The organism is Natronospira proteinivora (assembly GCF_024170465.1).
Classification (GTDB): Bacteria; Pseudomonadota; Gammaproteobacteria; order Natronospirales; family Natronospiraceae; genus Natronospira; species Natronospira proteinivora.
In genome coordinates, this window is record NZ_JALJYF010000001.1 from 927,293 (window position 1) to 942,312 (window position 15,020).

The 15,020-nt window shown below is 59.0% G+C and carries 14 protein-coding genes and 1 tRNA gene; 3 read left to right on the forward strand and 12 right to left on the reverse strand.

The features are described from left to right. Positions 1-48: 48 nt before the first annotated feature. The 3 genes from J2T60_RS04365 to J2T60_RS04375 are packed head-to-tail and all read right to left on the reverse strand — an operon-like array spanning position 49 to position 3,863. On the reverse strand, positions 49-1,629 hold the full coding sequence (locus tag J2T60_RS04365) for a PH domain-containing protein (RefSeq protein ID WP_253445923.1): 1,581 nt from the start codon (positions 1,627-1,629) through the stop codon (positions 49-51). Next, entirely contained in the window at positions 1,619-2,194 is a 576-nt protein-coding gene (locus J2T60_RS13390) for a PH domain-containing protein (protein WP_253445926.1), read from the reverse strand. Before J2T60_RS13390 ends, J2T60_RS04365 begins: the two co-directional genes overlap by 11 nt. Before the next feature lie 37 nt (positions 2,195-2,231). Next, positions 2,232-3,863 carry a BCCT family transporter gene (locus tag J2T60_RS04375; RefSeq protein ID WP_253445929.1) on the reverse strand — a complete coding sequence of 544 codons (1,632 nt, stop codon included), beginning with the start codon at positions 3,861-3,863 and terminating at the stop codon, positions 2,232-2,234. Between the two features lie 327 nt (positions 3,864-4,190). Between J2T60_RS04375 and thpD the strand changes: the two genes are divergently transcribed. Then, positions 4,191-5,153: an ectoine hydroxylase gene (gene thpD / locus J2T60_RS04380; RefSeq protein ID WP_253445931.1), complete on the forward strand. Its 963-nt coding sequence runs from the start codon at positions 4,191-4,193 to the stop codon at positions 5,151-5,153. Positions 5,154-5,222: 69 nt separating this feature from the next. On the opposite strand, the gene J2T60_RS04385 is transcribed toward thpD, so the two are convergent. Further along, entirely contained in the window at positions 5,223-6,299 is a 1,077-nt protein-coding gene (locus J2T60_RS04385; RefSeq protein ID WP_253445934.1) for a PA0069 family radical SAM protein, read from the reverse strand. 177 nt (positions 6,300-6,476) lie between these two features. Between J2T60_RS04385 and J2T60_RS04390 the strand changes: the two genes are divergently transcribed. Both J2T60_RS04390 and J2T60_RS04395 read left to right on the forward strand, forming a co-directional pair. Next, positions 6,477-7,268, forward strand: a complete 792-nt coding sequence (locus J2T60_RS04390; protein WP_253445937.1) for a polysaccharide deacetylase family protein — start codon at positions 6,477-6,479, stop codon at positions 7,266-7,268. Positions 7,269-7,362: 94 nt separating this feature from the next. Continuing rightward, a tRNA-Pro gene (locus tag J2T60_RS04395) sits at positions 7,363-7,439 on the forward strand. A gap of 154 nt (positions 7,440-7,593) precedes the next feature. On the opposite strand, the gene J2T60_RS04400 is transcribed toward J2T60_RS04395, so the two are convergent. The 8 genes from J2T60_RS04400 to thrS form a co-directional block, all read right to left on the reverse strand. Beyond that, on the reverse strand, positions 7,594-7,953 hold the full coding sequence (locus tag J2T60_RS04400; protein ID WP_253445940.1) for a MerR family transcriptional regulator: 360 nt from the start codon (positions 7,951-7,953) through the stop codon (positions 7,594-7,596). Then, a complete protein-coding gene (ihfA, locus tag J2T60_RS04405) occupies positions 7,934-8,233 on the reverse strand; it encodes an integration host factor subunit alpha (protein WP_253445943.1) in 300 nt (99 codons plus the stop codon). Before ihfA ends, J2T60_RS04400 begins: the two co-directional genes overlap by 20 nt. A gap of 5 nt (positions 8,234-8,238) precedes the next feature. Beyond that, positions 8,239-10,605 (reverse strand): phenylalanine--tRNA ligase subunit beta, encoded by a 2,367-nt coding sequence (pheT, locus tag J2T60_RS04410; RefSeq protein WP_253445946.1) that lies wholly within the window; start codon positions 10,603-10,605, stop codon positions 8,239-8,241. A gap of 53 nt (positions 10,606-10,658) precedes the next feature. Then, on the reverse strand, positions 10,659-11,675 hold the full coding sequence (gene pheS / locus J2T60_RS04415; RefSeq protein WP_253445948.1) for a phenylalanine--tRNA ligase subunit alpha: 1,017 nt from the start codon (positions 11,673-11,675) through the stop codon (positions 10,659-10,661). A gap of 125 nt (positions 11,676-11,800) precedes the next feature. Beyond that, entirely contained in the window at positions 11,801-12,157 is a 357-nt protein-coding gene (gene rplT / locus J2T60_RS04420; protein ID WP_253445951.1) for a 50S ribosomal protein L20, read from the reverse strand. A 12-nt stretch (positions 12,158-12,169) separates the two neighbouring features. Continuing rightward, the gene (rpmI, locus tag J2T60_RS04425; protein WP_253445954.1) at positions 12,170-12,370 is read right to left on the reverse strand and encodes a 50S ribosomal protein L35; all 201 of its coding nucleotides are present in this window, start codon (positions 12,368-12,370) and stop codon (positions 12,170-12,172) included. Positions 12,371-12,513: 143 nt separating this feature from the next. Further along, positions 12,514-13,032: a translation initiation factor IF-3 gene (gene infC, locus J2T60_RS04430; RefSeq protein WP_253447631.1), complete on the reverse strand. Its 519-nt coding sequence runs from the start codon at positions 13,030-13,032 to the stop codon at positions 12,514-12,516. Positions 13,033-13,035: 3 nt separating this feature from the next. Further along, complete coding sequence (thrS, locus tag J2T60_RS04435) at positions 13,036-14,958, reverse strand: threonine--tRNA ligase (RefSeq protein ID WP_253445958.1); 1,923 nt, start codon at positions 14,956-14,958, stop codon at positions 13,036-13,038. Positions 14,959-15,020 lie beyond the last annotated feature (62 nt).

Consider the following 15,020-nt stretch of genomic DNA (forward strand, 5'->3'; position numbering starts at 1 on the left):
TTTAGTAATCTCGCCGGGATATTTCGCACAAATTGGGAACGGACTCTACTAGAGCAGCAGCTCTGGGGCGGATTCCAGCTCGTATAGAAGATGGTTGGACAAAGCCACCGCGTGATCATGGGGGATGAAGGGAATTACACGGGGTTGATCAGCCAGCCAGCACTCCAGATTGGCCAGTCCCGTCCGGCGTTGGAAGGGGCTTTGCGAGACCCGCACCTGCTGTATTCGGCGAATTTCAAAGACTTCCCGGCACCAGCCGAACAGGCCGCTGCGAATATGCAGGCAATCCCGTTCCAGGGCCCAGCCCCAACGCTGCCATCGGCGTTTCAGCAGATACCGGAGCCCTATCGGTACTAGCACCGAGGCCAAAGAGACGACGACGGCGACCCAGATGGCTTGTGTGGCGCCCAATGCAACCAACCCACCCATGATAAGCAGGAAAAGCAATGACAAGCGGGACCACCAGAAATGTCGGAAACGCTCATCCACGGACAACAGTACCGTATCGGGAAGACGTAACACCTCACTGAAGGCCGGAACCAGCCCTTCCACCACCTCTGGAACTTGGCTGGGACGCAAGGCGGGGACCAGAAATTTGCCATCCCCTTGGTTTTGTTCGAATTCACCCGCCGCACTGGCCTGATGACCATGCATATGACAGAGACCCGCCCACCGGGCGAACAAGCTTTGCGCCACGGTAACCGCCTGTAGCTTGGCATGCCGCAGGGTCCGCTCTCGGGTCTCGAACAGGCCGTACCGGCTGCGCAGGCTGCCCTGTGCCGCCAGGAGTCGATAGCCATAGAAGCGCAACCAGCCGATTACCCCGGAAATCACTAGCAGCACCAGGGCAATGCAAAGAATGCCTACTATCACGGCCAAGGGCAGCATACCGGGGCTGTCTGGATCCACCCATTCCGTCCCCAGGCTCATCAGCCAATGTGCGGCGGCTTCGATGTAGGGGGCAATCTGTCGATGCAAATAGCCATACAAGGCCCCCGCAGCGGCAAACACAAACCAGAATTGGCCGCTGACAATGCCATGGAGAAACAGAAGGTGGGGACCCGGGGCATGCAATGCCTGCTCGGTGAAGGGGACACTTTCCTCTTCCTCGCCCCCCGTTTCGCTGCCGGCTGACGTCGCTTGGGCGGACCTCGTCCCCACCCGGGCACCGGCAATTTCAGCCCGCACGGATTCTGCTACTTCCCTGGGAACCGCGTGAATGCTGATCTCCTCACTCTCGCCGCCCGGAGTTTCCAGCACCAGGGTAAGTAGCCGGAACGGGCGGAGGTAGAAGGCCTGGCGCAGGTCCACATTGCGCACCCGTTCCCAGGCAACACGCAACTCCTGACGATGAAAGACCCCCCGGCGAACACGAATGGCATCAGGGGCCAATTGAAAACGGAATCGCCGGTGCCAGGCAATGGCATAGAGCAGCAGACACAGGGCAACCGCCAGCAACGCTAGGAGAAAATCCTGTCGGGTGAAATTCCCGAAAATAGCGGCCCCTGCCGTTATCCCAAACAAGGCAGGCAGGAACTGGGTGATGAACTTGCGCAACATTTCCAGGCCCACCGGCAGAAGTGCCAGCTTGGGCAAGGCAAGCCACTCTCCGGTCAACTTATCGTTCATCCTGCTCGGGCTCCGCATTGCCGGAAACCGAGGTCTCGATCACCTCTCCCACATCGCCATCTTCCAGGCGGGTCAGGATATAGCGTCTCAGGCTTTCCGCCGTATCGGGTGTCAGCCCTTGCACCATAACATCCGCACTGGCCCCGCCGGCACTGAAGCACTTGAGATGCATCAAACCGAACCAACGCTCCACCGGGCCATTTCCGGTGCTCACATGCTGGATTCGACTAAAAGGCATCACCGTAACCTTTCGCCAGACCACACCGTCCCGGTTGATCAGGTCGTGTTCACGGACAGTCCAACCAAAGAGCCGGTATTCCATCCAAGCATGCAGACAAAGCGCCGCGCCCAGCCCAACAAGCCCCAGCAGTAACAGTACCACCCCCACCCAGAAGGAAAAGACCAGCCAGCCACCCACCCCCGCGGCCAGACCCACCACCACAGCAAACAGGAGATTGACGGTCAGTGAATAGGGCAGATAGGCCGGGGCCAGCCTGTTGAGTGTCACCTCGGACCAGTCAGGCAACCCGGCTATATCCACAACGGTATTACTGAAATCCTTCACCTTGTGCCACTCCCTTGTCCATTAGGCCAATGCCCCATCAGTTCTGTTTGTAGCGTTGATCTGGTGAAACCGGGGTGGGCTCATTACCGGCATCATCCAGATCTGCCCAGGGCTCACGGGGCGCCTCAATCCGTGCACCCATCCTTGCCGCAAAGCGTTCCTGATGAAGCGAGCGGGTCAGACCCACCGACATCCCCAATATAACTACCGAGAATGGCAAGGCCGCCATAATCACTGCCGATTGCAGGGTTTCCAGGCCGCCGGCCACCAGCAGTACGGCCGTCAGCACTGCCAGAATGCCCCCCCAGAGAATACGATGGAAGGTCGGCGGCTCCGGATCCCCGCCGGAAAGTATGGTATTGATCACCAGGGTTCCGGCATTGGCGGAGGTCACCAGATAGGTGCCGATCAGCACAATCAGGCCAAAAGAGACAATCACGCCCACAATGCCCAGCCCCATACCTTCAATCGTGACGAACAGGGCCCGGGCCACATCCTCATTCACCGCCTCGCTCACGCCGCCATCACCAAATAGCTCCTGATAGAGGGCGGTGCCGCCGAACAGGCCAATCCAGATCATGGTAATGATGGTGGGTACCAGTAGCACTCCCATGACGAACTCACGGAAGGTTCGACCCCGGGAGACCCGGGCGATGAACATGCCCACGAAGGGCGACCAGGCTAGCCACCATCCCCAGAAGAAGACCGTCCATTCCGACTGCCACCCATCATCGTGGGTGGCATTGGTGTAGAAGGTCATGGTAAAGAGATTCCCAATATAGGCTCCTGCCGATTCCAGGGTCATGGCCACCAGATACTGTGTGGGGCCCATGAGCAGCAAAAAGACCACCACGGCAATACTCAACCAGAAGTTGAGTTCCGAAAGCAGTCGCACTCCCTTCTTCACCCCCGAGACCACCGAAAGCGTGGCCACCGCCATGATGCCGAAGGTGACGGTCAGCTGAAGCCATAGTGTCACATCCAGACCGAAGACCTGAGCAATACCCGCGTTCATCTGCTGCACCCCGAGCCCCAGGGTGGTGGCAATACCGAAGACCGTAGCGAAGGCTGCCAAGATGTCTACCGTATCCCCCACCGGGCCATCCGTATACTTGCCCAGCAGCGGCTGTACGCCGGAGCGAATAGTCAGGGGCATATCCTTACGGTAGGCGAAATAGGCCAATACCAGGGCAACAAAGGAGAAGATGGCCCAGCCATTCATGCCCCAGTGAAAAAAGGTCAGCCGCATGGCCACCTGTGCGGCCTCCGGGCTCATGCCTTCCGCAACGAAGGGGTTGCCCTGGAACTGCATAATGGGCTGAGCCACGGCCCAGAAAAGAATCCCGACGCCGGTGCCCGCTGCAAACAACATGGCGATCCAGGAGAAAAAGGCAAACTCCGGCTGCTCGTTGTCCCGACCCAGACGGACATTCTTGTAGCGCCCCACTCCCAGCCAGATCATATAAAACAGCAAAAAGGCGACTACCAGAACGTAATACCATTCCAGAAAGGGGGTGAGAAAATCTCGCATTGTCCCCAGTACGGAGGAAAGCCGGTCAGTGTGGAAAGCACCGGCAATCACCGCCAGCACCATGATTAAAATGGAGACCGTGGTCACCCGGGGGTTCATCCCCTTAAACACCCCTGATCGTGACTGGTTGTAATACATTGCTGCTCCCTGACCGGCAATGAGAAAAAATGGTCGCTCAGCATAACAAAGGGCCGACACGCACGCATTGTCTCGACACCAAGGCGGCGGAAAGCCGGTGACTGCCCCCTTGATATACCACCTACCCATCCCCATGGTCATGGCAGAAGGCCGAGGCCACCCCCATGGTCTCTACCGTAACCACACTACGGTGCAGGGCAACTTCACCTAGCCTAATCATCCTAGGCAATGCCAAAGGTACAGCGCCCTGCCGGGCCGATGGGGCTTTATTGGGCCTCGACCATTCGAGTGACCTAATGAATCGCAAGGTACGGAGGTGATTGCATCATGGCACAGACGGCAGAAGCTATCCGAGACCCTTACCCCACCCGACTTCAACAGCCGCATGAGCCGATACCACGCATGGACCCGGTTGTTCATGCGCGCAGCGATCGTCGCTGGGATGGCCCCCTGGATGAGGTGGCCCTGTCCCGGTACGAGCGAGATGGATTCCTCTGGTTCGAAGGTTTCTTCTCTCAGGAGCGCATGGCGCCGTTCTTTTCAGAACTGCGCGAGATGGCGCGGGACAACGCATTGACCGAGTCCGAACAGGTTATTCAGGACCCCAGTAGCGGGCGAATCCGTTCGGTATTTGGCATGCATGAGATCTCCGAGAATTTCGATCGACTGACCCGCGACCCACGCATTCTGGGTATGGTTCGTCAACTCCTGGGGAGTGAAGTCTATATTCACCAGTCCCGAATTAACGACAAGTTCGGCTTTCAGGGAAGCGGTTTTGACTGGCACTCCGATTTTGAAACCTGGCATGCCGAGGACGGAATGCCTCGCATGCGCGCCGTGAGTGCCTCCATCATGCTGACCGATAATAATGAATTCAATGGGCCGCTGATGCTGATTCCGGGCTCTCATCACTGGTTCGTGCCCTGTGTGGGCGAGACCCCCGAGATGAACTGGAAGGAGTCACTCAAGGCTCAGAAGTTGGGGGTGCCAGATAAGGATCAACTGGCGCAATTGGCCAGCAAAGGTAGCATTCAGGCTCCCAAGGGACCAGCGGGTTCCCTGCTGCTCTTTGAATGCAATGTCTTGCACGCGTCCAATGAGAATATGTCACCCTGGCCACGCTCAAATCTCTTCTTCGTTTACAACAGCGTGGACAACAAGCTGGACGAACCCTATGCGGCCCCCGTTCGCAGGCCGGAATTCCTCGGGGCACGCAAGAACACCAAACCCCTTGCCATGCATGACGAGTTCCCCGAGCTGGCCGGCCAAGGGGTCTCCCCCCTGAGCTAATGGATGAGTCGGAAACCGCTGGGTTGCCACTGGCACCCAGCGCTTATTGCAATCAATCAACGCGGTCGTTCAAATCAGATTCAGTTGGTCGCCATGCCGCCGGGGGCAGACAAAAGCCGCGGTATTCAGTCGATGAAAACGCCGATGCAGGAGTCCATGACGACGACGGGCCAGGGTCAGACGCTGGCTGATGAGTTGGGCGTAGGGTCCCTCCCCCGTCATTCGCCGGCCAAAGCGACTGTCGTTGTCTTTGCCCCCGCGGCAGGCCTGAAGGGTATTCATGACGCGCTGGGCACGATCGGGGTAATGGGTCCCGAGCCAGTCCCGGAACAGTGCGCTAAGCTCATGGGGTAAACGGAGTAGCACCGACGCAACGGAACGGGCGCCTGCTGCCGCGGCGCGGGCCACGATCGTTTCAATCTCGGCATCGTTGATATGGGGGATGACCGGTGCCAACAGTACCCCGGTAGGGATGCCGGCCTCATGCAAAGCCGTCACCGTGGCCAGTCGTCGTTCCCCACTTGGGGTGCGTGGCTCAAGCCGGCGCTTTAGGTCTGTATCCAGGGTGGTAACACTGACCATCACATTGACCAGATTATCCCGGGCCAACTCCCTGAGAATATCCCGGTCCCGCAGGATTAAGCTGCTTTTGGTCAGTATGGATACCGGGTGTCGAAATTCGGCCAATCGCTCCAATAGCTCCCGGGTGATCCGGTATTGCTTTTCAATGGGCTGGTAGCAATCGGTATTCGCCCCCAGCACCAGCGGTGCACAGCGATAGCCCGGGGCCCGCAATTCCGCCTCCAGGCAATCGGCCGCGCCTATTTTGGCGAACAGACGGGTTTCGAAATCCAGACCGGGGGAAAGATCCAAATAGGCATGGCTGGGCCGGGCAAAACAATATATGCAGCCGTGTTCGCAGCCGCGGTACGGATTGATGCTGCGATCGAAAGGCACATCCGGTGAGCGATTGTAGCTGATCACCCTGCGGGCCGGGTCCGGTAATACGCAGGTTTGTGGCGCGGGCTCATCCCCACGCCACCAGCCATCGTCCACGGGTTCATGCCGCTGAATTCGATAGCGAGGTACCGGATTGATCCCGGTCCCCCTGCCCTTGGTCGAGTGGCGGGATTGGGAAGCAGCCATGAACACCTCCAGAAGAAAGGCTGTATATTTATACAGTATTGCTTCTGGGGGCTCTACACAAGCCCAAAATGCCGTCGTAACTCTATGAACTGGGGGTCGATCAATCTAAAAGTCGGTCTTTCCTGCGCTTCATAGAGCAGCTAGGCTGATCAATAAGATCAGCGAGGGAATTCAGGGATGCCGCAACTATCACCACTTTTTCCAACCCGGATCACCGGGCTATTCTTGCTCACCCTCTCCCTGAGCAGCTTCCCTGCCTCGCTGGATTGGCAGTCAGCGCTATCCGACTTCGAAAAACGTTATCCGCAATTGGGGGAACTGGATACTCCGGAGCTACCAAGTGCCCGTGGCGAATCTCATTATCATGGCAATCGGAACAGAGAGCAGCGGCGGGTAGCCCTGACATTTGATGCCTGCAGTCGTTGGACCGGCAACCGTAAAGATGCCCGGGTCCTATCGATCCTCAAGGAAAACGAAATACAAGCAACCCTGTTCCTTGGTGGCCGCTGGATGATTGAAAACCCTGAACTGACACGTCGCTGGGCTGAAAACCCTGATCTGGAAATCGGCACCCATGGTTACCGCCATCCCAGGCTTACTGAACTCTCTGCCGAGGATCAGATGCTGGAAATCAGCTACGCGCAGGCAGCTGCCCTGGCCATAACGGGGCACTGGCCTCGCTATTTTCGGCCACCATTTGCCGAATATAATCAGGATACCCTGTCCATCGCGGCCAAACTGGGGCTTGAGCTCATTCAGTTTGATGTGGCCAGTGGTGATGCAGACCCGGATCAGAGCCCGGAGGCCGTTGCAGAGCATGTTCTCGACAATATCCGGCCGGGGAGTATCGTCGTCCTGCACCTGCATCAGGAAGCACTACCCACCGCCGAAGCCCTTCCACTGATTTTGGAGGGCCTGGCAGAACGGGACCTGGATCCTGTCACCATCCCCACCCTGCTCGGGTCCTGAATCCCGAACGGGCTGAATACATTCAGGGGCTTTCCCGGAACCCTTTTTTCCAGTATCATGCCGCCTTCGCAATGAGCGCAAAAGCCATGCGATTCGGGGTGTAGCGCAGCCTGGTAGCGCACCTGCATGGGGTGCAGGTGGTCGGAGGTTCAAATCCTCTCACCCCGACCAACTCCAAAGCCCGTCGATTCATTTCGGCGGGCTTTTTTCGTTTCGATGATGAATTGATTACCAGTCGGCTTGTAATGGGGTGTGTCGGAATCGGCTGCATGAGCCCGACCGGCTAAGACCGGCTAGATTCAAAAGCGGGGCACCGCTATCCCGATCAGGGATGACGGAGGGTGTGGAGGACTTCCTCCAGTTCGGTGCGGATCTGCTTGATGATCTGCTGGCTCTGGCTGACGTCCTGTTTGGCGTTTTCGCCCGAGAGCTGCTGGCGGGCACCACCGATGGTGAAGCCCTGATCATAAAGCAGGCTGCGAATCTGTCGGATCACCAGGACATCGTGACGCTGGTAATAACGACGGTTACCCCGACGCTTGACCGGCTTGAGCTGGGAGAACTCCTGTTCCCAGTAGCGCAGGACATGCGGCTTGACCCCACAGAGCTCGCTGACCTCACCAATAGTGAAATAGCGCTTTCCGGGGATGACCGGCAGGTCGTCGTTATTCCCTGGTTCCAGCATAGGCCTCTACTCTGGTTTTCAGCTTCTGCCCCGGACGGAAAGTCACCACGCGCCGGGCCGAAATGGGAATCTCTTCCCCGGTTTTCGGATTCCGGCCTGGACGCTGGTTTTTGTCGCGGAGGTCAAAATTGCCGAACCCGGAAAGCTTTACCTGCGTGCCCTCGGCCAAGGCCCCCTTGATCTCTTCAAAGAAAAGGTCAACCAGTTCCTTGGCTTCACGCTTGTTCAGTCCCAATTCATCGAACAGCGATTCCGCTAATTCCGCCTTCGTGAGTGCCATTGTTCTTAATCTCTCACTGTGGCCCCTAAACGACGCTCGAGCTCTTCCCGCACCCGGGACACGACTCGGTCCGTGTCTTCGTCAGTAAGAGTGCGCGAAGAATCCTGCAAAATCAAGCCTAAAGCGATACTTTTTCGTCCCGAATCTACGCCCTTGCCTTGATAGACATCGAAGATTCTGGCTCCCACCAGGCTCTCCCCAGCCGCTTCACGTGCGGTTGCCACCAGGGTTTCCGCCGCCAGATCCTCGTCCACCACAAAGGCCAGATCCCGCCTAAGCGAGGGGTATCGGGATACCCGCTGATAGGCTGGTAACTCGGCCTTGGCCACTTGGGCCAGTTCTAATTCGAACAGGTAGGCATCGGCCGGCAAATCCAGGGTATCGGCGACCTGGGGATGAATCCGGCCCAGCCAGCCCACGGCCTTGTCTTCCGCCCAGACCTGGGCGCATTGGCCGGGATGCAGCGCCGGATGGCGCTCAGGGAGAAACTGGAGGTGCCGGGGGCCGCCCACTTGCATCAGGGCTTCCACGTCCGCCTTGACGTCAAAGAAATCCACCGGACGCGTACGGCCATCCCATTGCTCAGGCTCGGCATGACCCCAGGCAAGACCGGAAACCCATTTTTTTTGTTCTATTTCAGAGTCTTGCGGGATAAACCTCAAGCCAGTCTCGAAGAGACGTACACGCGCTTGCTGGCGATTGGCATTATGCCGCAGCGTGGCCGTCAGCCCGGACCAGAGCGTGGTCCGCATGGTTTCCAGGTCCTGGGAAATGGGGTTGGCCAGCTTTTGGCCTTCCACGCCGCCGGAGAGCAGCTTGTCGGCTTCGGCGGGCTGGAAGCTGTAGGTGATCACTTCCTGATAGCCCCGTTCCACCATAAGGGCCTTGACCCGGGATTCCGGGACGCGGTCCTCAGGGGCCTGGCCCGGTCGCACGTCCGAGGGCAACGACACCACCGGAATCCGGTCGTAGCCATGAATCCGGGCCACCTCCTCGATCAGGTCTTCCTCGATATTGAGATCAAAGCGATGACTGGGAGCCGTGGCCTGCCAGTCCTCAGCGTCCTCGCTCACCGCCATGCCCAGGCGTTCCAGCATGCCGGTGACGGTGTTCTTGTCCAGCTCAAAACCCAGCACCCCGTGCAGCCGATCCCGGCGCAGGCGGATGGGGCTCGGTGCGGGGCGTGTGCTGCGGGCATCGGTGACCGGGCCGGCCTGACCACCGGCAACTTCCATGATCAGCGAAGCCGCCCGCTGCAGGGCCCGGGCCTGCAGCTCCGGATCTACGCCCCGTTCATAGCGGTGGGAGGCGTCGGTATGCAGGCCAAATCGGCGGGCCCGGCCGGCAATTACCTCAGGAGCAAAACAGGCGCTTTCCAGAAATACATCTGCGGTGTCTGTTTCAACGGCCGTGCCCTTGCCGCCCATGACCCCCGCCATGGCCACCGGGCCCTGCTCATCGGCGATCACCAGGATGTCCTCGTCCAGTTTCACCTCGCGGTCATCCAGCAGGGTGATTTGCTCACCTTTCTTCGCCCGGCGAACTCGAATCGCACCATTGATGGCTTCCAGGCGGAAACCATGCATGGGCTGACCCAGCTCCAGCATGACGTAATTGGTGACGTCCACCACCGGGCTGATGGGCCGGACGCCAGCCCGCCGCAGGCGTTCGCTCATCCAGACGGGGGTCTCAGCCGCCGTATCGATGCCTGTGATCACCTGTCCGAGATAACTGGGACAATCACTGGGATCTGCCACGCTGACCGCTACTTGTTGCTTGCTCGTGACATCCACGGTGCCAATCTGGGGCCGACAAACCGGATGCCCCGTCAGCGCGCCCACTTCGCGGGCCACGCCCGCCATACTCAAGCAATCACCCCGGTTGGGGGTCAGGTCAATCTCGATAATCTGGTCATCCAGGGAGAGATAATCCCGCAGGTCCTGCCCGACGGGTGCGTCGGAAGCCAGCTGCATCAGGCCGGCGGCATCCTCCGACAGGCCCAGCTCCTTGGCCGAACACAGCATGCCCCGGGATTCTTCCCCGCGAAGCTTGGCTTTTTTGATCTTGAACTCGCCGGGCAGCACCGCGCCCACTTTGGCAAAGGGGGCCCGCATGCCCTTGAAGACATTGGGTGCACCGCAGACCACCGCTTCCTGGCTGCTGCCATCACTGACCTGGCAGAGGCTGAGCTTGTCGGCATTGGGATGGGGCTGGATGTCCACCACCTCCCCCACCACGATCCCGGTAAAAGGCTCTGCCGCCGCTTCAATGGCATCCACTTCCAGGCCGGCCATGGTCAGGCGATCGGCCAGGGCCTGGGTGTCCAGGCCGTGATCAATCCAGTCTTTCAGCCAGTTTGTGCTGACTCGCATGTCGTGCTCCCAAAATACTCAGCGGTGTTATCGCGGCTAAAGCCGCTCTTAGCTCAAGCGAACTGACGCAGGAAACGGAGATCGTTCTCGAAGAACAGGCGCAGGTCATCCACGCCGTAGCGCAACATGGCCAGGCGTTCCACGCCCATGCCGAAGGCATAGCCCCGCCATTCCTCGCCATCGATATTCACATGCCGGAACACTTCCGGATGCACCATGCCGCAACCGAGCACTTCCAGCCAGCCGCTGCCGGAGCAAACCCGGCAGCCTTCCCCGCCACAGATCACGCATTCCATATCCACTTCCGCGGAGGGCTCGGTGAAGGGGAAATAGGATGGGCGGAAACGCACCGCCAGGTCCTTTTCAAAAAAGGCCCGCAGGAAGTCGGTGAGAATGCCCTTGAGATGGCTCATGCTCACATTGCGGTCCACCAGGAGGCCTTCCACCTGGTGGAACATGGGGGTGTGGGTCACATCCGAATCGCAGCGATAGACCCGGCCCGGGGCAATGATGCGCAAGGGCGGCTGGGTTTCCTTCATAGCCCGGACCTGAACCGGTGAGGTATGGGTCCGGAGCACCTCGCCCGGGCGCACGAAGAAGGTGTCGTGCATGGCCCGCGCCGGATGGTGTTCAGGAATATTGAGGGCCTCGAAGTTGTGAAACTCGTCTTCGATTTCGGGCCCGTCTTCCACATTGAAACCGGCCTGGCGAAAGATGCTTTCAATCCGCTCAAGCGTGCGCGTCACCGGATGCAGGCCACCCCGCTGCTGACCACGGCCCGGCAGGGTCACATCCACCGCTTCCTTTTCCAGGCGGGCCTCGATGGCCACTTTCTCCAACTCGGCCTTGCGGGCTTCCAGGCGTGACTGGATGGCCTGTTTGGCCCGGTTGATGGCCTGACCGGCCGCTGGCCGCTCTTCCGCCGGCAACTTGCCCAGGCTCTTGAGCAAAGCGGTCAGTTCACCCTTTTTACCCAGATAGCGGACTCGGATATCGTCCAGGGCCCGCAGATCATCCGCGGCGTCCACGGCCTGTTCCGCTTCCCGGCTCAATCTTTCCAGATCTTCCACGGTCGGCACTCCAAAAAATACAGCCCCCAAACCAAACGGAGGGGAAAGGTATGGTGGCCTTTCCCCTCCGTCACAATCAGCAGGGAGTCAGAACAACGACTCCCTTGACCCCTTGCGGGGGTGGATCAGCCCAGTTGCGCCTTCGCTTGTTCGGCGACTGCGGCAAATCCAGGCTTGTCGTTCACCGCCATATCGGCCAGCACCTTGCGGTCCAGCTCGATACCGGCCAGCTTGAGGCCGTTGATCAGGCGGCTGTAAGACAGCCCATGTTCACGTGCGGCGGCATTAATGCGGGTAATCCAGAGCGCACGAAACTCGCGCTTGCGCACCCGGCGATCCCGATAGGCATACTGGCCGGCCTTGATGACCGCCTGCCGGGCCGTTTTAAAAGTCTTTCGGCGCGCGTTGTAATAGCCCTTGGCATCCTTGAGGACCTTATTATGACGTGCGCGTGCGGTTACACCCCGTTTCACTCGTGGCATCGTCGGTCCTCCTTAGTGCTTGTAGGGCATCATGCGGGCGATGAGCTTCTCATCACTCGCGTGGATGTAGGAAGCAGTGCGCAGATGACGCTTGCGCTTGGTGCTCTTCTTGGTGAGGATGTGGCGGCGGTGGGATTGATTCCGCTTGATTTTGCCACTACCTGTCTTGCGGAAGCGCTTGGCAGCGCCCCGATGACTTTTCATCTTAGGCATGTCGGACTCCATTGGTTTATTTCCTGGTCCCCGGCCTTTCCGAATGCCGGGCGTTAGCCACCAGGGACGAAGGAGTCAGGTCGATTGACCGTCCTCCCCGCTTTTGCTTGCCCTGACCTTCCCTGGTCAGGTTTTCATTGCCCTCAGACCTTTTTGCGTGGCCCGAGGATCATGATCATTTGGCGCCCTTCGAGTTTGGGGAACTGCTCCACGGCGGCCAGCTCCTTCAAATCTTCCTCGACGCGCTTGAGCAGATCGCGACCAATGTCCTGATGGAGCATTTCGCGACCGCGGAAGCGCAGGGTTACCTTCACTTTGTTGCCGTCTTCCAGGAAGCGTGTCGCATTCCGCAACTTGATCTGATAATCGTTGTTATCAGTGTTGGGGCGAAACTTCACTTCCTTGAGCTGAATCTGCTTCTGCTTCTTCTGCCCGGCCTGTTTCTTTTTCTGTTCAAAGACAAACTTGCCGTAATCCATGATCCGGCACACGGGCGGATCCGCGTGGGGCGAGACCTCAACCAGGTCCATGCCAGCCTCGGCGGCAGACTCCAGTCCCTGCTCAACTGGCACAATCCCCAGCTGTTCCCCTTCCTGATCAATCAAACGAATTTTTGGCGCCCGAATGTCTTTGTTGCGGCGGGTCCGATTCTTAGCAGCGATATTTCAATCCTCCAAACGACGACCAAGCCGTGCGACATCATCCGCGAGCGTCTTGGCGAATTCATCCCGGCTCATGCTGCCGAGATCCTCGCCCGCCCGGGTTCGCACGGCGACGTGGTCAGTATCCATCTCTCGATCCCCGACAACAATGAGCCAGGGCACTCTCTGGATGGTGTGTTCGCGAATTTTAAAGCCGATCTTCTCGTTTCTCAAGTCCGTATCCACTCGAAAGCCCTGATTGGCAAGGGATTCGGCCACTTTTTTCGAATATTCGGCCTGCCGATCGGTGATATTGAGTACCACCGCCTGGGTGGGAGCCAGCCAGGTGGGCAGGTTTCCGGCGTATTCCTCGATCAGAATGCCGATAAATCGTTCCAGCGAGCCCAGAATCGCCCGATGCAGCATCACCGGGGTCTTTTTCTCCCCGTTTTCCGCGACATACTGGGCGCCGAGGCGCTCAGGCATGGAGAAATCCAGCTGCATGGTGCCCAGCTGCCAGACCCGCCCCAAGCAGTCCCGCAGGGAAAATTCGATCTTGGGACCATAAAAGGCGCCCTCCCCCGGCTGCAGGCGCCAGTCCAGGTCGGTTTCACTCAGCGAGGCTTCCAAAGCGGCCTCGGCCTCGTCCCAGACGGCATCGGAGCCGACCCGCTTGGCCGGCCGGGTGGACAGCGCCACCATCACGTCGGTGAAGCCGAAATCGGCGTACACCTCGTAGAGCAGTTCAATAAAGGCCGAGACCTCCGATTGAACCTGCTCTTCGGTGCAGAAGATATGGGCATCGTCCTGCACGAAGTTCCGCACCCGCATCAGGCCGTGCAGGGTGCCGGAGGGCTCGTTGCGGTGGCAGGAGCCGAACTCGGCCATCCGCAAGGGCAAATCCCGGTAGCTGCGCAGGCCATGGTTGTAGATCTGCACATGGGCCGGGCAATTCATGGGCTTGATGGCGAATTCCCGATCCTCGGAACCGGTGACGAACATGTCATCCCGGAACTTTTCCCAGTGACCGGATTTTTCCCAGAGACTGCGGTCGATGATCTCCGGGGTATGCACCTCGGTATAGCCGGCCCGGCGCAGCTTGGCCCGCAGGTAATCCTGGATTTCGGTATAGATCCGCCAGCCCTTGTCGTGCCAGAAGATCATGCCCGGGGCTTCTTCCTGGGTGTGGAAGAGGTCAAACAGCTTGCCGAAGCGCCGATGATCCCGCTTCTTGGCCTCTTCCAGTCGCTTCATGTACTGCTTGAGGCCCTTCTTGTCGCCCCAGGCGGTGCCATAGATGCGCTGCAGCATTTCATTGTTGGCATCCGCCCGCCAATAGGCGCCAGCCAGCTTGGTCAGCTTGAAGGCCTTGCAGAAGCGGGTATTGGGCACATGGGGCCCACGGCACATGTCGATGTATTCCTGGTGGTAATAGAGGGCCATTTCCTGGACCTCAGGCATGTCTTCCACCAGGGCTACCTTGTAATCCTCGCCCCGCTCCTTGAAGATCCTGAGCACCTCATCCCGGGGCGTGACCTTCTTGACCACCTCGTATTCCTGATCGATCAGCTCTTTCATCCGGGCCTCGATCTTTTCCAGATCGTCCGGGGTAAAGCCCGGATCGTAGCGGATGTCGTAGTAGAAACCGTCTTCGATTACCGGGCCGATGGCCATCTGGGCCTCGGGGTAAAGCTGCTTCACCGCATGCCCTACCATGTGGGCACAAGAGTGGCGGATAATCTCCAGACCTTCTTCATCCCGGGGGGTGATGATCTGCAGCTCGGCATCATCGCTGATGACGTCACAGGCATCCCTGAGCTCGCCATTCACTTTCCCGGCCAGGGTGGCCTTGGCCAGACCGGGGCCAATACCGGCGGCCACCTCGGCAATGGAGACGGGCTGATCGAATTCACGGCGGGAGCCATCGGGAAGGGTAATCACGGGCATGATTGTCTGTCCTCTTTCAGTGGTGGCCTGTACGAGGGGCCACTTGGTTCTCGAGTGGGTCA